Raw genomic sequence first — 19,995 nt, 5'->3', positions numbered from 1 at the left:
CACCAGCATGAGCACCGCGACCAACGTCGAGGCGACGGCAGTCAACACGATCGAATGGCTCGCGGCGGGACGCACGACCATCGTCGTCCCCGTCTATCAGCGGCAGTACCGCTGGGACATCGGCGGCTGCGAGCGGCTCCTCTCCGACGTCAGGGCGGTGGCCGCGGAGGACGACGCGCATCGCCACTTCATCGGCTCGATCCTCTCCGCCGAGGACGGCTCCGGCGCGGACGCCGACCTCATCCTCATCGACGGGCAGCAGCGCCTCACCACGCTCATGCTCCTCGTCGCCGCGCTGCATCACTCGGTGCGCGACCGGGACCCGGAGCTCGCCGCCGACCTCGCCCGCGTGCTGGTGCGCACCGACGACCCGGAGCGCACGAAGCTTCGGCCGCACGACGCCTGGGCCGATCTCTACGAGTCGGTCGTGCTCGACCGCCGTGACGACCTCGATCGCGAGTCGCGCTTCGACGACAACTACGCCTTCTTCCGCAGCCAGATCCATGCCGACGAGGTGCCGCTCATCTGGCAGGGGCTGCAGCGACTGGAGCACGTCTCGATCACGCTCGGTGCGCAGGCCAACGCGCAGCAGATCTTCGAGAGCCTGAACTCCACCGGCGAACCGCTGCGGGACCATGAGCTGATCCACAACTACATCCTCATGGGCCTGAACCACGCCGAGCAGATGGACGTGGAGGCGCGGTTCTGGCTACCGATCGAGCAGCACACGGGCGAGGCGATCGGAGCGTTCTGGCGCCACTACCTCGTGCTCGTGACGGGGCGAGAGGTGGCGGCGAACGGGGAGCACGGGGTGTACAGCGCGTTCCGCCAGTCGTTCCCGCGCGTCGACGTCGCGCACCTCCAGGCCGACGCCGAGACCTGGCGGCACTACGCGGAGATCTACGGCATCCTCCTGGACCCGAGGAAGGAACCGGACCCCGAGATCGCGCGTCAGCTGCGGCACGTCAACACGTTCGGACGCTCCTCGTACCCGCTCGTCATGAGCGCGTACAGCGATCACGCGCGCGGGCTCATCGACCGGGCCCAGCTCCTCGAGACGCTCGAGTGGCTGCAGGCGATGTTCCTTCGTCGCGCGCTCGTGAACCTTCCCGCCGAGCGGCTCATCGCCCGTCTCTGCCGTGCGCGTCGCGACGGACACGACGCCCTGGCCCGCGCCATCGCGCGCATCACCCCGTCGGACGAACGGGTCAGTGCGGTGCTCAAGTACAGCGAGCTGCCGTATCCGGCCTACGTGCTCGGCCGGCTCGAAGGCGTCGATGACGTGGACGGCTACGACGTCGAGCACATCGTGCCCGCCGTGCCCGGCGACGCCTGGTCCGGCGACGGCGTGCGCCCGTGGAGCGAGTATTCGGAAGACGAGCAGAACAGCCACCGCGCCCTCGCGCCGACCCTCGGCAACCTCACACTGCTGGAGCAGGGGCTCACGGAGCGGGTGTTCGGCGCCTCGTTCCCGGTCAAGCGCGATGAGGCCTATGCACGCAGCGCGGTGCCGGCCACTCGCGCTCTGGCCGCGCAGGAGTCCTGGGGCACGGCGGCCATCACCGCACGCACGGTGGGCCTGACAGCCGACCTCGTCCGCGTGTGGGCACGACCCGCGCTGCCCGAGATCGACGACGACGGACTCACCCCGATCCTCGACGCGGTCCGACGCCGCGGCTGGCCGGCGGGGTGGGAGCGCGAGTTCGACTACGTCGAGTACCGCGGCGAGCGATGGGAGGTCTACGACGTCAAGCATCTGTTCAACCGCGTGTTCCGCCGCGCCTGGACGGACACCACCGAGGCCGCTCTCGCCTACTGCGCGACCCACGGCGGCCCGATCTACCGCGACAAGGCGTGGAAGGGGCACTGGGATGACCTCGACGACACGCACTACCTCTACATGGGCTGGGACTCGAACTACATGATGACGGCCGTCCAGGGGGTCCTCGATGAGTCCGGCATCGCCGCCGAGGTCTTCGTGAAGTACTCCTACATCGGGAATGTGATGTGACCATGACCACTGTCATCCGCCGCCGCCTGCTCGACCTCGCCGTCGAGGAGCACACGCTCACGGTTCCCCTCGTCTGGGGCGACCCGGCAGACACCCGTACGATCGACGTGTTCGCCCGCGTAGTAACACGCGACGGGGGCGAGACGCTCCCCTATCTGGTGTTCCTGCAGGGCGGGCCCGGCTACGAAGCCCCGCGTCCCTTCCACTCCTCCACAGCGCCCGCGTGGCTGGACCAGGCCCTCGCGCACTACCGACTCGTCCTCCTGGACCAGCGCGGCACCGGCCTCTCCTCCCCGGTCGGCGACGGCGACCTCGTGCGGGGCGCCGAAGCCGTCGCCGAGCATCTGACCCACCTGCGCGCCGATGCCATCGTGCGCGACTGCGAGGCGCTGCGGGAGCACCTGGGGGTGCCGACGTGGAGCGTCCTCGGGCAGTCCTTCGGCGGGTTCACGACGCTGGCCTACCTGTCGACCCACGCGGATTCGCTCGACGACGTCTTCATCACCGGAGGCCTCAGCACGGTCGAGCGCGACCCGGACGAGGTCTACGCCCTCTGCTACGACAAGATGCGCACGGCGTCCGAGCGGTACTACCGGCGCTTCCCGGAGCACCGCGACGTCATGCGACGCCTGATCGATCTCGCGGACGCCGGTGAACTCGTCCTCCCCGACGGCGAGGTCGTATCGCGTTCCCGCCTCCGCTCGGTGGGCTCCGCTCTCGGCACCGACGACGGTTGGCAGACGCTCTGGTCCCTCCTCGAGCGCGATCCCTCTTCCAACGCCTTCCGCTACGACCTCCAGCACGCCATGCCCTTCGGCGCACGCAATCCGCTGTACTACGCGTTCCACGAGTCGAGCTACGCGAGCGGACACACGACGCGGTGGTCGGCGGAGCGCGTCGAGCCTGACGACTTCCGCGACGACCCCACGCTGTTCACGGGCGAGCACATCCGTCGCGAGTGGGCGGACACCGTCCCCGGGCTGCAGCCGTGGCGCGAGGTCACGTCGATCCTGGCGGAGCACCCCTGGCCGCGGATCTACGACACCGTCGCTCTCGCCGACTCCGGAGCCACGGGAGCGGCCGCGGTGTACGTGAACGACCTGTACGTGCCGCTGGAGTTCTCGCTGGAGACCGCCCGCCTGCTCCCCGGTGTGACGCCGTGGGTGACGAGTGAGCACGAGCACAACGGCCTGCGGAGCGGTCCTGTGCTGGCGCGCCTGATCGACCTGGCCCACGGACGCCGCGTCCGCTGACATCCGCCGCGCGACGGATACCGTCGACATGGTCGGCGATCTATCCTGGGCGCATGGAGCATCTGCTCGGATGGACCACGATCGCCCTCGTACTCGGTGCGGGGCCGGTGCTCTTCTTCGTCGGCATCCGGCACTCCCTCTCCCGTCGCCCGGTGGAGGAGAAGTACGAGCAGGCCGGATCCGGAGGGCTCGTCGGCGTCTTCGATGCCGTGTGGTCCCCCACGGCGCACGAGGCGGGACAGGAGCGCGACCGGCAGACCCGGCGCACCGCCCCGGCGCCGAGCCCCGGCGACCCGCCGGGCCGCATCCAGCACGGACGCATCGTCATCGACGTGTGAGCACCCCACCGGGCATGACGAAGGCCCCGTGCTCCGAGGAGCGCGGGGCCTTCGTGAAGCGGTCCTTACTTGGAGCCGCCGAAGCCCTTGAAGCGCTGGTTGAACTTCTCGACGCGACCGGCCGAGTCCATGATGCGCTGCTTGCCCGTGTAGAAAGGGTGCGAGGCCGAGGAGATCTCGACGTCGATCACCGGGTACTCCACGCCGTCCAGCTCGATCGTCTTGTCGCTCGTGACGGTGGAGCGGGTGAGGAAGGTCTCGCCCGAACCCAGGTCGCGGAACACGACAGCCTTGTACTCGGGGTGAATGTCAGTCTTCATGGGATTCCTTTGTTGCTGCCCTGGATTGTGCCAGGGACGAGGGAAGTCTGTGGTACGAACGCACCAAGGATCGATTCTACCAGTACTTCGACGAGCTCAGTAACCCATAGGGGCCGAGCTCAGTAACCCATCGGAACCGAGCTCAGGAGGCGGCGCGGGCGGAGTAGCGTCCGTCCTCGCTGCTGAGCGCGATCGGCATGCCGAAGGTCTCGCCGAGGGCATCAGCGGTGAGCGTCTCGGCGATCGGGCCCGCCGCCACCACGGCCCCGTCGCGGATCAGCAGCACGTGCGTGAACCCGACCGGGATCTCCTCGACGTGATGGGTCACCATGAGCATCGCGGGCGTCGTCGGAGCGGAGGCGTAGCCGCCCAGCAGCGCCAGCAACTCCTCACGCGACCCGAGATCGAGCGAGGCCGTCGGCTCGTCGAGCAGCAGCAGCTCGGGGTCGGTCATGACCGCGCGGGCGATCTGCACGCGCTTCTGCTCGCCGTCGCTCAGCGTGCCGAACGTGCGGTCGGCGAGGTGCGCGAGACGCCAGTCCCCCAGCACCCGCAGTGCGCGCCGCTCATCGATGTCCTCGTAGCTCTCGTTCCAGCGGCCGAGCACGGAGTACGCCGCCGTGAGGACCGTGTTGAGAACCGTCTCGTCGCGCGGGATGCGCTTGGCCATGGCCGTCGAGGCGAACCCGATCCGGGGTCGGATCTCGAAGACGTCCGCGCGTCCGAGCGTCTCGCCGAGGACGGTGACGGTGCCAGAGGTGGGATGCATCAAGGTGTCGGCGAGCTGCAGCAGGGTCGTCTTGCCCGCCCCGTTCGGCCCGAGGATCACCCATCGCTGATCGTCCGAGACCTGCCAGGTCACGTGATCGATGATGTTGCGCCCCTCTCGGCGCACGACGACGTCGGTGAACTCCAGAGCGATCGGCATACCGAAAGCCTATCGGCTCAGGCGGACAGCTCTGCGTAGAGCGCGCGGGTCTCGTCGGCGATCGCACCCCAGCTGAACTGCGCGCGGGCACGCTCCCGACCGGCCTCCCCGTACTCCCGAGCCCGCGCCGGATCCGAGGTGACCTCGGTGAGGACTGCCGCGAGATCGGCGACGAAGCGGTCAGGATCGGTGGGTGTGCCCGTGCCGTCCTGTACCTGCTCGATCGGGACCAGCCGGCCCGTCACTCCGTCGTCGACGACCTCCGGGATTCCGCCGGTCGCGGTCCCCACGACGGCCGCTCCGCAGGCCATCGCCTCGAGGTTCACGATCCCGAGGGGCTCGTAGACGGACGGGCAGACGAACGTGGTCGCCGCGGCCAGGATCGCCGACAACTCATCGCGCGGCAGCATCCGCTCGATCCACACCACACCCTCGCGGGTCTGCTGCAGCAGCCGCACCCCCTCCTGCACCTCCGCCATGATCTCCGGGGTGTCCGGCGCTCCGGCGCACAGGATCAGCTGGACCTCGGGCGGCAGCATCCGGGCCGCCTGCAGGAGGTATGGCAGCCCCTTCTGCCGCGTGATGCGTCCGACGAAGACCACCGAAGGGCGGTCAGGGTCCATGCCGATCGAGGAGAGGAAGGCGGGGTCGTGCACAGGACGCCACCGCTCCACGTCGATGCCGTTGTGGATCACGCGGACCCGTGCGGGGTCGACCTGCGGGTAGCTGCGCAGGATGTCGGCGCGCATGCCGGCGCTCACCGCGATCACCGCGGCGGCGTTCTCGTAGGCGAGCTTCTCGATCCCGCTCGAGACGGCGTAGCCGCCCCCGAGCTGTTCGGCCTTCCACGGCCGGAGCGGTTCGAGGCTGTGCGCCGTGAGCACGTGCGGGATGCCGTGGAGCTGGGAGGCGAGATGGCCGGCGAAGTTCGCGTACCAGGTGTGGCTGTGCACGACGTCGGCGCCCGCGATGGCCGACACGATCTCCAGGTCCGTGCCGAGGGTCTGCAGAGCCGGGTTGGCGGCGGCGAGGCTCTCCGGGGCGCGGTAGGCGAAGGTGCCGTCCTCATCGCGCGGCGCGCCGAAGGCGCGCACCGTCACGTCGATGTCACGACGCAGCGCGGAGACGAGCTCGGCGACGTGTACACCCGCGCCTCCGTAGATCTCCGGCGGATACTCCTTGGTGATCATCTCGACTCGCATGCCTAGACGCTATCGAGCGGGTTGTCCAGATGCTAGTTCCCCGCGCCGAACCGGATCTATGGTGGAGCCATGTCCGCTCCAAAGAAGGTCTTCGGGATCATCCTCGCCGGCGGCGAGGGCAAGCGACTCATGCCGCTGACGGCCGACCGCGCGAAACCTGCCGTCCCGTTCGGCGGGCAGTACCGCCTGATCGACTTCGCCATCTCGAACCTCATCAACTCCGGGCTGAGACAGATCGTCGTGCTGACCCAATACAAGTCGCACAGTCTCGACCGGCACATCTCCCAGACGTGGCGGATGTCAGCCCTCCTCGACTCCTACGTCGCGTCCGTCCCCGCCCAGCAGCGCCTCGGCAAGCGGTGGTTCTCCGGCTCCGCCGACGCGATCCTGCAGAGCATGAACCTCATCAACGACGAGAAGCCGGACATCGTCGTCGTCATCGGCGCCGACCACGTCTATCGGATGGACTTCCGTCAGATGCTCGACGCGCACATCGAGTCCGGCGCGAAGGCGACGGTGGCGGGCATCCGCCAGCCCCTCGCCCTGGCGTCGCAGTTCGGGGTCATCGACGCGGACCCCGAGTCCGGGCGCATCCGGCAGTTCCTGGAGAAGCCGACCGACGCCACGGGTCTTGCGGACTCCCCTCACGAAGTCCTGGCCTCCATGGGCAACTACATCTTCGACACGGACGCCCTCATCGCGGCGGTCGAGGCGGATGGAGAGCTGCCGACGTCGAGCCACGACATGGGTGGCGACATCGTCCCCTACTTCGTCGACCGCGGCGAGGCCGGCTACTACGACATGAAGCAGAACGAGGTCCCTGGCTCGTCGCCACGCGACCGCTCGTACTGGCGCGACGTGGGAACGATCGACTCGTTCTTCGACGCGCACCGGGACCTGATCTCGACCCTCCCGATCTTCAACCTCTACAACATGGAGTGGCCGATCCACTCGCAGGCGGTCAACTCCCCGCCGGCGAAGTTCGTCCGCGACTCCGTGGGACGGATCGGGAACGCGATCGACTCGATCGTGTCGCTGGGGTCGGTGCTCTCCGGCACGCACCTCGAGCGCAGCGTCGTGGGCCCGTGGACGCTCGCCGGCGGCGGATCGACCATCACCGACTCCGTGGTGTTCGATCACGTCCACGTCGGCCAGGGCGCACGCGTGCATCGGGCGATCCTCGACAAGAACGTCGTCCTCGCCGACGGGGCGACGGTCGGGGTCGACCGCGAACGGGACCTCGCCCGCGGGTTCACGGTCACGGAATCGGGGATCACGGTCGTCGGCAAGGGCGTGTTCATCGAGCGCTGAGGCGTCGAGCGGTGCCGAGCCCCGGACTCCGGTCGCTAGGCTCGATGGCGTGACCACCGCGCGATTCCTCGTCGTCCTCGATGCCGATTCCACGCTCATCCGGAACGAGGTGATCGAGCTCCTCGCGGAGGAAGCGGGTCGCCGCGCCGAGGTGCAGGCGGCCACCGAAGCCGCGATGCGCGGTGAGATCGACTTCGCGACCAGTCTCCGCTCCCGAGTGGCGGCTCTCGCGGGCGTACCCGTCGAGGCGTTCGCCCGGGTCCGCGCCCGCGTCGAGCCCACCCCCGGTGTCCGCGAGCTCACCGCCGCCGTCCACGCCCGAGGCGGGGTGGTCGGCGTGGTCTCGGGCGGGTTCCACGAGATCCTCGACGACGTCGCGCCGGGGCTCGGTGTCGACCGCTGGCGTGCCAACCGTCTGTCGGTGGCCGACGGTGCGCTGACGGGCGAGGTGGACGGCGACATCGTCGACGGGGCGGCCAAGGCCTTCTGGCTGCGCACCTGGGCGGAGGAGCTCGGCGTGGCACGGCACGCGACCATCGCGATCGGCGACGGCGCCAACGACCTCCCGATGATGGCGGTCGCCGGACTGGGGCTCGCGTTCAACGCCAAGCCCGCCGTCCGGGAATCGGCGAGCCTGGTCATCGGCCCTGTCGACCTCGGAACGGTCATCCCTCTGCTCCCCTGACCCTCGACGATGTCCGTGGCCGGGTCTACCGTCGGGTCATGGACATCATCCTCATCCCCGGTCTCTGGCTCGACGCATCGAGCTGGGACGACGTCGTGCCCGCTCTCGAGAAGGCGGGACACCGCGCTCACCCGCTGACCATGCCCGGACTCGACGCCACTGCGCAGGCGGCAGCAGGCATCGGGATCGATGACTGGGTGGCGTCCGCGGTCGCCGCCGTGGACGCCGCGGAGGGCGACGTCGTGGTCGTCGGGCACAGTGGCGGAGGCAATGTCGCCTGGGGCGTCGCCGACGCACGCCCGGACCGCGTGGCACGGGTCGTCTTCGTCGACACCGTCCCGCCACCCCCGGGCTCCGGCATCAGCGAGTTTCCGGTGCAGGACGGCGTCGTCGCCTTCCCCGGGTGGGGCTTCTTCCCCGACGAGGACGTGCACGACCTGGACGACGAGACCAGGGCGCGGACGAGCGCCCTCACACACAGCATCCCCGCTCGGGTCCCGACCGGCGAACTTGCGCTGCGCAACGCCGCGCGGCATGGGATCCCGGTCTCCCTGCTGATGGGAGGACTGGACCAGACGTCGTTCGACGAGGTGATCAGCCAGTGGGGCCCGTACGCGACGGAGTACCGGGCGATCGACGATGCCGAGGTCGTCCGGATCGGGTCCGGACACTGGCCGCAGTTCTCCGCGCCGGAACGTCTCGGCGAGCTCCTCGTGCGTGCGATCGACCGCTGACCGCGAGGGCCGGGGTCAGTGCCCCATGCCGAGACCGCCGTCGACCGGGATGACAGCGCCGGAGATGTAGCCGGCGTCGTCGCTCGCCAGCCAGGTCACCACGCCCGCGACCTCGTCCGGCGTCGCGAACCGGCCGGCAGGGATGTTCGCCTTGTACTGCTTCTGCGTCTCCTCGGGGAGCTCTGCGGTCATGTCGGTCTCGATGAACCCGGGCGCCACGACGTTGGCCGTGATTCCGCGTCCGCCGAGCTCGCGCGTGAGGGAGCGGGCGAAGCCGACGAGCGCGCTCTTCGAAGCGGCATAGTTCGTCTGCCCCGCGGAGCCGTAGAGGCCCACGACGCTGGAGATGAGGATCACCCGTCCGAACCGCGCGCGCAGCATGCCCTTCGAGGCACGCTTGACGACCCGGAACGTGCCGCCGAGGTTGGTCGCGATGACGCTGTCGAAGTCGTCCTCGCTCATGCGCATGAGCAGGGTGTCCTTGGTGATGCCGGCGTTGGCGACGACGATCTCCACCGGGCCGAGCTGCTGCTCCACCTCGGTGAAAGCCGCGTCGAGTGCGGCGGCGTCCGTGACATCCGCGCGCACCGTGAGGGTGCCCTCCGGCCCCTCTCCGCTCCGGGTGGTGACCGCCACCCGGTATCCCTCCCTCACGAAGCGCTCGGCGATGGCGCGGCCGATGCCGCGGTTGCCTCCGGTGACGAGGACGACGCGCTCCGCGCTCATGGGACACTCCTGGGTCTGAGGTCGAGGCTCGGGATTCCGAGCCGTCATCGATCCTAGCGACGTTGCCGTGCCGGGTTCACGAGGGCCGTTTGACAGACGCAGACCGTCCTGGAAGCCTGAGGGCGACGAAAGGCAGCAGCGTGAGCGATCCCCGTATCCCCGGTCCGTCGGGTGAGCCGCCGGCCATCCCGCCGGCTCCCGGCTCCTCCCCTGCGTATCCGGGATTCCCGCCGGCACCGCCGACCAACGTCGCACCGCAGCAGTACTCGCCGCCTCAGCAGTACTCGCCACCTCAGCAGTACTCGGCCCCGCAGCAGTACTCGGCCCCGCAGCAGTTCACCACCCCGCAGCCGTACGGGGCGCCGCCCGCACGGCCGTCCAGCGGGCTCGCGATCACCTCGCTCGTCTGCGGCATCGCCGGTGTCGTGCTGTTCTGGGCGATCGTGCCGATGCTCGCCTCGATCGCGGCCGTGATCACCGGCCACATGGCACTGGGGCAGATCCGGCGCACTCCCGGTCTCGGCGGACGCGGCATGGCGATCGCCGGACTCATCCTCGGCTACCTGATGATCGGCGTGCTCGTCTTCACGATCGTCTCGACGCTCATCAGCCTCGTGGTGTTCGGCGCCTTCACGCTGCCCTTCGTCTTCGCGAACTGAGGCTCCTCGCGGGCATGCCGATGTCGCTGCGGCGGCGTAGGCTGGAACCATCGTGAAGAACGCACGTCGAGTACCGGCCGTCACCTCACTGCCGCAGTCCCCGCGGGATGAGGGTGACCACCGTGTGCGTCGATACGCCCTGACGATGACGATCCGCATCGTGTGCTTCGGGTTGATGTTCTTCGTGCAGCCGTTCGGCTGGTGGACATGGGTGTTCGCGCTCGCCGCCGCGGTCCTGCCTTACATCGCCGTGGTCTTCGCCAACGCCGGCAGCGACAGCACGGAGACGGCAGCCGAGTCGCCGATGCGCGAGATCGACGCACCGGCGCCCGCTCCGGCGCCCGCTCCGGAGATCGCCCCTGACGTCATCACCATCCGCGAAGGCCGCACGGACCGATGAGCGAACTCATCTGCTCGCGCGCCGGATGCCGGAGCGCGGCCACGAGGCAGGTCGTCTGGCGCAATCCGCGCATCCACACCGCCGACCGCGAGAAGATCTGGCTGGCGTGCGATGAGCACGCCGACTTCCTCCATGACTACCTGGCCGCGCGGGACTTCCCGGTGACGGTGCGAGACGGGGTGCCCTCATGAGCAACCGCCTGACCCGCTGGGGTGTGTACGTCCTCATCGCCATCGGCTTCGCGATCGCGTGCGTCTTCCTGTCGAACTGGCAGTTCGAGCGGAACGAGTCCCGGGCCGAGCAGATCGCGCTCGTGGAGCAGAACTACGATGCGCCCGCCGTCCCGCTCGCGGACGTCGTCGCCGAGGACGACCTCGACCCCGCAGACGAATGGCGGCCGGTCACCCTGCAGGGCGAGTATCTCGCCGACGAGCAGCTCCTGGTTCGCAACCGTCCGCACGGAGGCACGAGTGCGTTCGAGGTTCTTGTCCCCTTCCGGGACGCGGACGGCCGTGTGCTCATCGTCGACCGCGGCTGGGTGCCCCCGGGCGAGGGCGAGCTCCCGGACACGGTTCCCTCTCCGCCTTCTGGTGAGGTCACGGTGACCGTCCGGCTCCGCCCGGGCGAGCCGCTTCCCGCATCCGGGCGAGGGGCTCCGGAGGGCCAGGTGCCCACCATCCACCTCCCCTCCATCGGGGACCTCGTCGGAGACGACGTCATCACCGGCGCCTACGGGCGCCTGGTCGAGGAGCAGCCCGCCGCGGATGCGGCGCTGGGCGGTTTCGAGTCCCCGACCGACGACCCGGGGCCGCACCTGTCCTATGCGATCCAGTGGATCCTGTTCGCCATCATGGGCTTCATCTTCATCGGGTACATCATCCGGACCGAGATCGTGAAGCACCGCGAAGACGTCGAGGGGAAACCGGCACCGGTGAAGGCTCCGAAGCGGCGGGACCGCGACGCGGACGTCGAGGACGAACTGCTCGACGCCCGCTGACCTCGCCTGCGTTGTCAGCCCCGATGCCCCCGGCGCCGGGCCGTCATCGCCACGATCCCCGTGGCGAACAGGAGGGCCCCGAGGAGCAACGTGCCCCACGGGTCCCCTCCGGTGCGGGGAAGATGACCGCCACCGGGCTCCGTTCCGGAGCCGTTCGAGGGCGGCGTCGGCGACGGCGGCGCGGGGGTATCCTCCCAGACGGCGTAGAGGACGAGGTCGCCGGTGAGCGCAGAGATGCTGAGCCGGTCGAACGCCGGATCGCCGACCGTCGCGTCCGCGGACGTCGACCATCCGAGGAACGTGGTCCCGGGCCCTCTGAAGAGCAGGTCGAATGCTCCGGGATAGGTGATCGACGCCTCCGGAGGCCCTTCCCAGGCGACGGTGCCGTCGGCCCCGCCGTTCTCACGGAAGGTCACGGCGAACGAGGGAGACGGATCGGCGTACACGGCGGTGAGCGTGATGTCCCGTCCGGCGAAGCGCACCGTGCGTCCGGCCTGGAAGAGTCCGTCGGCCGCTACGGGGCTCGTGATGATGCGCGCCACCGCGATCGTCGCGATGCGCCAGCCGACGAAGACATCGTCGTCCCGGGTCAGCCCCGCTCCGTCCACGACGATCGCACTCGATCCGGCGTCGTAGCCGAGAGGATCCGTCGGTACGGTGCCGCCGGTGTTGCCGTCCCCGTCGTAGCGGAGGGTGAAGGGAGCGGCCTCCGGCTGCTGCCACCGGGCGTAGAGATCGAGGTCGGCGCCGACCGGCGTGTCGAAGTCATACGGTACGAAGAAGCCTGCTGTCGTCCGCTGGTACCAGCCGAGGAACGTCTGGCCGTCCGGTAGCGGGGGCAACGGATCCGGAGTGGTCGCCATCCCCTGGTCCTCCACCGTCTGCGTCAGATCGTCGATGGGCTCCGGGCTGGACGGGTGGTCGTAGAACCGGACGGTGTGCGGATCCGTCAGCCACCGCGCGTAGAGCACGAGGTTGCTGGCGGGCATCGTCGCTCCGTCGAACGTGAACGGCGCGTTGAACTGGGAGTCGGTGTACCAGCCGAGGAAGACATCGCGACCACGGGTCGGGTCGGCGGGTGCCGAGGGCTCGAGCGCGGTCTCGAAGGGGATGCCTGTGACGGCGGGGATGGCTGTGCCCCCTCCGGTCACGAAGCTGAGCGTGTAGGTGTTGCGGCTGTAGAACTGGTAGCGGTACCGGTCGTTGACGTTCCCGCTGTTGTTGAGCTGATACAGATGACCCGACGCCTGGTCGAGCTGGAAGTAGTTGCCCTGCGTGTTCGTCCCCGCGCCATAGCCCACGTACGACGTGAAGCCGTCGATGACGCTGGCGACCTGCCGATCGCCGTTCGAGGCCCAGTACCACGCGCTGCGGTACTGACCGAAGACCTGATGGCCGGAGGGCACGGAGGCACGGACAGCGGTCTTGTTGTTGGCGTACAGCGTCTCCACCCGCAACGGATCGTTCGGTACGCCGTCCGGCCCGAGCACGGCGTCCGGAGCGGGCTGCCCCTGGTCCAGCTCTTCCGCGTACTCGAATCGTTGCGTGAGGTTCTGGGTGCGCGCGGCAGCCATCTTCCCGGTCATCGTCGTCGTGCGGTTCGCGAGATCGACGGAACCGGTGTCCGCCCCGGCACCGGTGTAGACCGCGGTGAAGATCAGAGGGGTGAACTGCTGCGGCCCCCAGCCGCGGAGGACGCAGCTCTGGTTCTCGGTCCCCGCGTCGTAGGCGGTGATCAGGCCGGAGCCGTCCGTCTGCGACAACGGGACCGGCGCGACCCCCGCCGCCTGCATGTCGAAGCCGATCTTCTCCCGGACAGAGAACGTGCCGAGGAGCTGCGCGCCACCGGACACCGTCGAGGCGAAGTACGTGGCGCCGCCGACGTCCATGGTGATGTCGTAGGTGCCTGCCGCGGCGCACGCCGCGGGCACGTTCGCCGAGCTTCCCGGGGCGATGAGTCGGAAGTCCGTCCGCCACAGCGACCGCGTCAGGTAGACGTTCACCACCGTCGATCCGTCTCCCTGCACAGTGACATCCTGTTGGCTCACCGCCAGGTCGGCGAATGTCAGCGGATCCGACTGCACGACGGCGGGGTCGAGCTGCGCGCGCACGAGCTCCTTGATGGGCGTCGGGAGGTCGTCCTTCACGGTCGGGCCCCCGACGGTGGAACCCGCGGTCGCTGTCGACGCGATGTCGTCGAGGAAGAGGAAGTTCGCCGGGTCCGCCAACTGCGCGTCGCTGAGCCTCCCGTCCGCGTCGGTCCACGCGGGCGGCGTCGCTCCCGCGGCCGTGAACACCGGCGCCGGGTAGGACTCCGGGACCACGTTCGGCTTCTCGAGCCAGTAGCTGACGTGGTACTCGACGTCCTCCCCCTGCCAGCCGGCGTAGAGCGTCGCGGTATCCGTCAGCGGGAGGTCGACGGGTTGCGTGCGCGCGGCATCCGCCCACCACTGGGTGAACGTGTATCCGGTCCTCGTCGGCGCCGGGATGGCCGCGAGATCCGCCGCGGTGAAGGTCGTATCGGGCTCGACGACGAACTCGGGGGCCACGGAAGTGCCGTCCGTCACGAACGACACCGCGAATCCGGAGACGAGGATCGGCACCAGCCGGAAGTTCTCCGTGACAGGAGCAGCGAAATCGTAGGGCGTCCGGGTCGGGTCGTCCTCCCGGTACCACTCCCCCGTGAACACCTGTCCGTCCGGGACCTGGGCGACATCCGGTGCGATCTCCCCCAACGGCTCGCCGTCTCGCACCTCGTCGGCATCGATGATGCGCTCGGCGTCCTCTCCCGCGGGACCGGAGAGGAACTGCACGATCCGCGTGTCGGCGAACGTCGCCCGGACAACGAGGTCCGTCGTGATGACGGTGCTCTCGAACCGGAACGGCTCCTCGGCGCCGGCAGGTCCCGTGACCCAGCCGTCGAACGGCCCCTCCTGGGAGGTGGGCGCCGGCTGCCGAGGCGCCAGCCCTCCGGAGACGACGGCGACCTCGGCCACGGTGCTGCCGAGGGACTCGAATGTGACGGTGTGATACCCCCAGATGCCCGGGGTCGTCGGCCCGCCGACCGGGGCGGCCGCGAGAGCCGGAGCCGCCGTGACGACGGCGCCCCCGACTCCGAGGAGGACTGCCAGCGTGGCCGCGAGAGCCCGTCGTCGTGCCATGCGCATGTGTCGTCCCCCTCCGACGAGCAGATCGCTACAGTGTGCCACTCCGTTCCCCCCGGTTCCAGCCCCTCTCACCCCCGCCCTCACCCCGCCCCCTCTCCCCCGGCGAAGCTCGAAAACGCTCCTCCCCGCACGCTTCCAGGCACCTTTCCGATCCCGCACGGGTGTCCCCCGCGGCTACGGGATCGAAAACGGGCGTTCGTAAGCAACCGGAGGCGCGTTTTCGATCCCGCGCGAGACGACGGTGCGGGGTCGAAAACGTGCCGTCCGAGTGATGGGGCGGAGCGTTATCGATCGCTGGAGCTGGGATCGGCGCCGGTGGCGGTGTGCTGCCATCGGCCCTCGACGCGGCGGTAGACGATCCGGGTGTGGTTTCGATCCGGGGAGCCCTGCCAGAACTCGACTCGCGTCGGCACGACACGCCACAGCACCCAGTCCCCCGGATGGAGACCGGCGCGTGCGTCGTCGGAGCGGGCAGCGAGGTCGGCGTCGCTCTCCGCCGGGGACGCCTCCTCCACGGTTCCCCGCACCCGCACCGCGCGTCGTTGCGGCTGCCACCACAGATTCAGGGCCGCGGCCGGACGCGCCTCGAGCTGCGTGGCCTTCCGTGAGGACCGTGCTCCGGCGAACGCCCAGCCACGCGCGTCCACATCCTTGAGGATCAGCGTGCGCGCGTCCGGCAGGCCGTCCGCGTCGACGGTCGCGAGGGTCGCGGCGTGCGGTTCCGGAACGCCGTCTGCGGCCGCCGTACGGAGCCAGTCGCGGAAGAGCGGCACCGGATCGTCGGGGAGGTCAGCGAGGCGCAGCGGTGGAGCCGTGCCGGTGAGGGCCGGCTGCGCGCGCAACCATACCGCGAGCTCCGAGGGAGGAAGGATCGACTGCTCGGCCATCCTCCGACTATGCCACGACCGGCTACGCGAGCTCGATGAGGTCCTGGTACTCCTGGCTCCAGATGTCCTCGACGCCGTCGGGCAGGATGAGGACCCGCTCCGGGTTCAGCGACTGCACCGCGCCGGGATCGTGCGACACGAGCACCACGGCACCCTCGTAGTGGGCCAGAGCCCCGAGGATCTCCTCGCGCGAGGCCGGGTCGAGGTTGTTCGTGGGCTCGTCGAGCAGCAACAGGTTCGCGGACGACACGACGAGGGTCGCCAACGACAGTCGCGTCTTCTCTCCACCGGAGAGCACGCCGGCCGGCTTGAGGACGTCGTCGCCGGTGAACAGGAACGAGCCGAGGACCTTGCGCGCCTCAGTCTCGGTGATGTGCGGGGCCGCCGACACCATGTTCTCCAGCACCGAGCGGCTGACGTCGAGGTTCTCGTGCTCCTGCGCGTAGTACCCGACCTTGAGGCCGTGGCCGGGCTCGAGCTGGCCGGTGTCCGGCTGGTCGACGCCCGCGAGCATGCGCAGCAACGTCGTCTTTCCCGCACCGTTGAGTCCGAGCACGACGACCTTGGAGCCACGGTCGATCGCGAGGTCGACGTCGGTGAAGATCTCCAGCGAGCCGTACGACTTCGACAGTCCGGACGCCATGAGCGGGGTCTTGCCACAGGGCGCCGGCTTCGGGAACCGCAGCTTCGCGACGCGGTCCTCCTGACGCACGTCTTCCAGGCCCGACAGGAGCTTCTCCGCGCGGGCGAGCATCTGGTGCGCGGCCGCCGCCTTGGACGCCTTGGCTCCGAAGCGCGCCGCCTGCTGCTGGAGAGTGGTCGCCTTCTTCTCCGCGTTGGCCCGCTCCTTCTTGCGGCGCTCCTCATCCGCGGCGCGCTGACGCAGGTAGTTCTTCCAGTTCATGTTGTAGATGTCGATGACCTGGCGGTTGGCGTCGAGGTAGAAGACGCGGTTGACGGTCTCGCCGACGAGCTCGACGTCGTGGCTGATGACGATCAACCCGCCCTTGTAGTTCTTGAGGAACTCACGCAGCCACACGACGCTGTCCGCGTCGAGGTGGTTGGTCGGCTCGTCGAGGATCATCGTCTGGGCGTCGGAGAAGAGGATGCGCGCGAGCTCGATACGACGGCGCTGTCCACCGGAGAGGGTCGACAGCGGCTGGTCGAGGATGCGGTCCGGCAGCGAGAGGTTGTGCGCGATCGACGCCGCCTCGGCCTCGGCCGCGTAACCGCCCTGCGCCTCGAACTTCTCGGTGAGCGCCCCGTAGCGCTTCATCGCCTTCGCCGCGACCGCGGGGTCGTCCGAGCCCATCGCGAGCGAGGCCTCGGTCATGCCGAGGTTGAGCTGGCCGAGGCCGCGGGCGTCGAGGATGCGGGTACGGGCGAGATCCTCCGGGTTGCCCGAACGCGGGTCCTGCGGCAGGTAGCCGAGTTCGCCGGAGCGGGTGACGGTACCACCGGAGGGCAGCACGTCGCCGGCGAGCACCTTGGTGAGTGTCGTCTTGCCCGCACCGTTGCGTCCGACGAGGCCGATCTTGTCGCCGTCGGACACACGGAACGAGACGTTCTCCATCAGCAGGCGCGCGCCAACGCGGATCTCGAGGTCGTGCACGGCAAGCACAGCGGACGTCCGTTCGTTCGGGAGGAGGGTGATGGCCGAGCGGCCAGCCTCCCAGTATATGCCGCTGCGACGGCGCTGATCGCCGACAAGATCCCTCTGCAGGGTGACCGAGGCGATACCGGGGAGTGATGACCCGCCCCGCACCCGCTGCCTACGGTGCTGGAGTGGACATCCTCAACGACCTCATCCTGCAGGCGATCGCCTCCCCGTGGCTGTACGCGGTGCTCTTCGCGGTGACCGTGATCGACGGGTTCTTCCCTCCGGTCCCGAGCGAGACGGTCCTCGTCGCCGCGGCGGCCGTCGCCGCGTCCACCGGCGACGGCAACATCCTGCTGCTCGGGGCGGTCGCCGCCCTGGGCGCCGCGATCGGCGACAACATCGCGTTCCTCATCGGTCGCCGGCTCGGCACCACGAGGTTCGCGTGGATGCGCCGCCCTCGCGTCGCCGCCGCGTTCGCCTACGCGCAGCATGCTCTCGACCGCCGCAGCGCGACGCTGATCCTCGGCGCGCGATACATCCCGATCGGTCGCGTGGCCGTGAACATGTCCGCCGGAGCGCTCGGGTTCCCCTGGCGGCGGTTCCTCCCGCTGAGCCTCATCGCCGGTGTCAGCTGGAGCGTGTTCAGCCTCGCGATCGGGTTGCTCGCCGGTGCCTGGCTGCACGACCAGCCCGTGCTCAGCGCCGCCATCGGCGTCGTCATCGCCCTGATCGTCGGCATCGTCATCGACCGGATCGCCGCGCTCCGCCGCCGCCGTACGGCGGTCCCGCACCTGGCAGGATGAGACGCATGGCACGCCGCCGAGAGCGCACCCCGCGCCCGTCACGGATCAGCCGTCGCACCGGCGCCCTCGTGGCGCTGACCACGGCGGTCGTCGTGCTGTACGCGCTCCTCGTCCCGCTCCAGACGGTGCTCTCGGGCACGCCGCTGCCGCTGTCTTTCCTGCTCGGTGCCGCCGTGTGCGGGCCTCCCCTGCTCGTCCCCTCCCGTCCGCGGACCGCGATCGTCGTGTTCGCCGCCGGCGCCTTCCTGCTCCCTCTCCTCGTCGAGCCGGCGCGGGCGATCCAGTCCCCGTGGCCGTGGTCGGTACCGGCACTGCTCGCGTTCGTCCTCTTCGTGGGCGTGATGTCCTTCGTGCAGGGAGCCCGACTCGGCGCCCTCACCCTCGTGATCGGCGCACTCACCTCCCTGACGGCGCCCCTGCTGCGGCCGGACATGGTCGCGACACCGGCGAGCTCCGGGAGCGTCACCGCCAACCTGATCGTGACGACCTCGGTCGCCGCCGCGATGTTCCTCATCGCCGTCCTCGTCGCCGGCCGCGTGCGGGTGGCGGCCGAGCTGACCAGGGAGAAGGAGCACAGCGCCCTGGAGGAGTCGCGGCGCGCCCTCGTGGAGGAGCGCACCCGTATCGCCAGGGAGCTGCACGACGTCGTGGCGCACAGCATGTCGGTGATCCAGGTGCAGGCGTCGACCGCACGCTACCGGATCGCGGACCTCGATGCCGACGCGGCGGCCGAGTTCGACGACATCGCCGCCACCGCTCGCTCCTCGCTCACCGAGATGCGGCGCATGCTGGGGGTGCTCCGCACGGAGGACCAGCATGCCGAGCTCGCACCGCAGCAGGGACTGGACGACGTGCCGGCCCTCGTCGACACCATCCGACGCGCCGGCGTGGAGGTCGGTCTCGTGCTGGAGGGGATCGAGGCGGCCTCGGCCGCCGGACCCGGTGTGCAGATCGCCGCCTTCCGCATCGTGCAGGAGGCACTGAGCAACGCCGTCCGCCATGCCCCCGGAGCACGGGTCACCGTCCGCCTTCACGCCGATGCCGGCAGACTGCACGTCCGGGTGCGCAACGCGGCACCCCCGCAGCCGGTCGAGAACCCCACCGGGGGCTACGGCCTCCGGGGAATGCGCGAGCGCGCAGAGCTGCTGGGCGGGAGCCTCGCGGCCGGCCCGTCCGACGACGGGGGCTGGACGGTCGACGCCACCCTGCCCCTGTCCCCCGCGGCATCAGCGGCCGCCCCGACCGCCCCGGCGGAAGACAAGGAGAACTCGTGACGATCAGCGTGCTCATCGCCGACGATCAGGCGATGGTCCGCGCCGGCTTCGCCGCCCTGCTGGACGCCCATGAGGGCATCCGCGTGGTGGGTCAGGCCGCGGACGGCGCAGAAGCCGTCACGCTCGCCGCGCGGCTCGACCCCGACGTCATCCTCATGGACGTCCGCATGCCGGAGCTCGACGGCATCGAGGCCACCCGGCGCATCCTGGGCCCGTCGTACCCGGCCGCGCACGTGCCGCGGATCCTCATGCTCACCACGTTCGACATCGACGACTACGTCTACGACGCCCTCGCCGCCGGCGCCAGCGGCTTCCTCCTCAAGGACGCCCTCCCGGAGGAGCTCGTGCATGCCGTCCGCGTGGTGGCGGGGGGCGATGCGCTCCTCGCCCCGAGCGTGACGCGGCGGATGATCGAACAGTTCGCCGGACGGCGGCCGGCATCACGCAGGTCAGCGACCGCCCTCGCCGATCTCACCGACCGGGAGCGCGAGGTGCTCGTCCTCATCGGCAAGGGCCGCTCCAACACGGAGATCGCGGGCGACCTGTTCATCGCCGAGCAGACCGTGAAGACCCACGTCGGCAAAGTGCTCGCGAAACTCGGTCTCCGCGACCGCGTGCACGCCGTCATCCTCGCCTACGACACCGGTCTGGTCGAACCCTCCGCCTGAGTCACCCCTGCGTAGGGGTCAGGACGGCACCA

20 protein-coding genes are annotated in these 19,995 nt (G+C 69.8%); 13 read left to right on the top strand and 7 right to left on the bottom strand.

Annotated features, from left to right (window positions below; all coding sequences use genetic code 11):
• Positions 1-7 precede the first annotated feature (7 nt).
• Genes AB1285_RS06195 through AB1285_RS06185 form a run of 3 tightly spaced genes read left to right on the top strand, consistent with a single transcriptional unit; the run spans position 8 to position 3,602 of the window.
• Entirely contained in the window at positions 8-2,011 is a 2,004-nt protein-coding gene (locus AB1285_RS06195; RefSeq protein WP_370428894.1) for a DUF262 domain-containing protein, read from the top strand.
• Complete coding sequence (locus tag AB1285_RS06190; RefSeq protein ID WP_259952285.1) at positions 2,008-3,264, top strand: alpha/beta hydrolase; 1,257 nt, start codon at positions 2,008-2,010, stop codon at positions 3,262-3,264. The genes AB1285_RS06195 and AB1285_RS06190 overlap by 4 nt, the downstream gene beginning before the upstream one ends.
• A 53-nt stretch (positions 3,265-3,317) precedes the next feature.
• A complete protein-coding gene (locus AB1285_RS06185; RefSeq protein ID WP_187661610.1) occupies positions 3,318-3,602 on the top strand; it encodes a hypothetical protein in 285 nt (94 codons plus the stop codon).
• A 65-nt stretch (positions 3,603-3,667) separates the two neighbouring features.
• On the opposite strand, the gene AB1285_RS06180 is transcribed toward AB1285_RS06185, so the two are convergent.
• The 3 genes from AB1285_RS06180 to glgA all read right to left on the bottom strand — a co-directional run bounded on the left by AB1285_RS06180 (position 3,668) and on the right by glgA (position 6,052).
• On the bottom strand, positions 3,668-3,922 hold the full coding sequence (locus tag AB1285_RS06180; protein WP_187661611.1) for a type B 50S ribosomal protein L31: 255 nt from the start codon (positions 3,920-3,922) through the stop codon (positions 3,668-3,670).
• 142 nt (positions 3,923-4,064) lie between these two features.
• Complete coding sequence (locus tag AB1285_RS06175) at positions 4,065-4,850, bottom strand: ABC transporter ATP-binding protein (RefSeq protein ID WP_187661612.1); 786 nt, start codon at positions 4,848-4,850, stop codon at positions 4,065-4,067.
• Positions 4,851-4,867: 17 nt separating this feature from the next.
• Complete coding sequence (gene glgA, locus AB1285_RS06170) at positions 4,868-6,052, bottom strand: glycogen synthase (RefSeq protein WP_370428895.1); 1,185 nt, start codon at positions 6,050-6,052, stop codon at positions 4,868-4,870.
• 69 nt (positions 6,053-6,121) lie between these two features.
• Here glgA and AB1285_RS06165 point away from each other — a divergent pair, with 69 nt between their 5' ends.
• The 3 genes from AB1285_RS06165 to AB1285_RS06155 are packed head-to-tail and all read left to right on the top strand — an operon-like array spanning position 6,122 to position 8,782.
• A complete protein-coding gene (locus AB1285_RS06165) occupies positions 6,122-7,363 on the top strand; it encodes a glucose-1-phosphate adenylyltransferase (protein ID WP_268776225.1) in 1,242 nt (413 codons plus the stop codon).
• 49 nt (positions 7,364-7,412) lie between these two features.
• Positions 7,413-8,048 carry a phosphoserine phosphatase SerB gene (gene serB / locus AB1285_RS06160; protein WP_187661615.1) on the top strand — a complete coding sequence of 212 codons (636 nt, stop codon included), beginning with the start codon at positions 7,413-7,415 and terminating at the stop codon, positions 8,046-8,048.
• Positions 8,049-8,086: 38 nt separating this feature from the next.
• The gene (locus tag AB1285_RS06155) at positions 8,087-8,782 is read left to right on the top strand and encodes an alpha/beta fold hydrolase (RefSeq protein WP_370428896.1); all 696 of its coding nucleotides are present in this window, start codon (positions 8,087-8,089) and stop codon (positions 8,780-8,782) included.
• 15 nt (positions 8,783-8,797) lie between these two features.
• On the opposite strand, the gene AB1285_RS06150 is transcribed toward AB1285_RS06155, so the two are convergent.
• Complete coding sequence (locus tag AB1285_RS06150; RefSeq protein ID WP_370428897.1) at positions 8,798-9,508, bottom strand: beta-ketoacyl-ACP reductase; 711 nt, start codon at positions 9,506-9,508, stop codon at positions 8,798-8,800.
• A 140-nt stretch (positions 9,509-9,648) separates the two neighbouring features.
• On the opposite strand from AB1285_RS06150, the gene AB1285_RS06145 reads away from it, so the two are divergent.
• From AB1285_RS06145 to AB1285_RS06130, 4 genes are read left to right on the top strand one after another with little or no spacing between them, the layout of a single operon-like run.
• Positions 9,649-10,167, top strand: coding sequence for a DUF4190 domain-containing protein (locus AB1285_RS06145; RefSeq protein WP_232089030.1), 519 nt, complete (start codon positions 9,649-9,651; stop codon positions 10,165-10,167).
• 52 nt (positions 10,168-10,219) lie between these two features.
• On the top strand, positions 10,220-10,567 hold the full coding sequence (locus AB1285_RS06140) for a DUF3099 domain-containing protein (protein ID WP_187661618.1): 348 nt from the start codon (positions 10,220-10,222) through the stop codon (positions 10,565-10,567).
• Complete coding sequence (locus AB1285_RS06135; protein ID WP_370428898.1) at positions 10,564-10,758, top strand: hypothetical protein; 195 nt, start codon at positions 10,564-10,566, stop codon at positions 10,756-10,758. Before AB1285_RS06140 ends, AB1285_RS06135 begins: the two co-directional genes overlap by 4 nt.
• Positions 10,755-11,564, top strand: a complete 810-nt coding sequence (locus AB1285_RS06130; protein WP_366236735.1) for an SURF1 family cytochrome oxidase biogenesis protein — start codon at positions 10,755-10,757, stop codon at positions 11,562-11,564. Before AB1285_RS06135 ends, AB1285_RS06130 begins: the two co-directional genes overlap by 4 nt.
• A gap of 14 nt (positions 11,565-11,578) precedes the next feature.
• Here the strand turns inward: AB1285_RS06130 and AB1285_RS06125 are convergent, their stop codons facing one another.
• The 3 genes from AB1285_RS06125 to AB1285_RS06115 form a co-directional block, all read right to left on the bottom strand.
• Entirely contained in the window at positions 11,579-14,725 is a 3,147-nt protein-coding gene (locus AB1285_RS06125) for an InlB B-repeat-containing protein (RefSeq protein WP_370428899.1), read from the bottom strand.
• Positions 14,726-15,015: 290 nt separating this feature from the next.
• Positions 15,016-15,618 carry a pyridoxine/pyridoxamine 5'-phosphate oxidase gene (locus AB1285_RS06120; protein WP_292793678.1) on the bottom strand — a complete coding sequence of 201 codons (603 nt, stop codon included), beginning with the start codon at positions 15,616-15,618 and terminating at the stop codon, positions 15,016-15,018.
• Between the two features lie 22 nt (positions 15,619-15,640).
• Positions 15,641-17,239, bottom strand: a complete 1,599-nt coding sequence (locus AB1285_RS06115; RefSeq protein ID WP_210677646.1) for an ABC-F family ATP-binding cassette domain-containing protein — start codon at positions 17,237-17,239, stop codon at positions 15,641-15,643.
• 128 nt (positions 17,240-17,367) lie between these two features.
• Here AB1285_RS06115 and AB1285_RS06110 point away from each other — a divergent pair, with 128 nt between their 5' ends.
• From AB1285_RS06110 to AB1285_RS06100, 3 genes are read left to right on the top strand one after another with little or no spacing between them, the layout of a single operon-like run.
• Positions 17,368-18,021: a DedA family protein gene (locus tag AB1285_RS06110; RefSeq protein WP_232089031.1), complete on the top strand. Its 654-nt coding sequence runs from the start codon at positions 17,368-17,370 to the stop codon at positions 18,019-18,021.
• 5 nt (positions 18,022-18,026) lie between these two features.
• Positions 18,027-19,295, top strand: a complete 1,269-nt coding sequence (locus AB1285_RS06105; protein ID WP_370428900.1) for a sensor histidine kinase — start codon at positions 18,027-18,029, stop codon at positions 19,293-19,295.
• A complete protein-coding gene (locus AB1285_RS06100; RefSeq protein ID WP_062634324.1) occupies positions 19,292-19,963 on the top strand; it encodes a response regulator in 672 nt (223 codons plus the stop codon). Before AB1285_RS06105 ends, AB1285_RS06100 begins: the two co-directional genes overlap by 4 nt.
• Positions 19,964-19,995: the final 32 nt, after the last annotated feature.

This window comes from Microbacterium sp. NRRL B-14842 (genome assembly GCF_050470785.1).
Note: the sequence above shows the minus strand (reverse complement) of the source record. Positions and strands in the feature narration are given on the sequence as shown.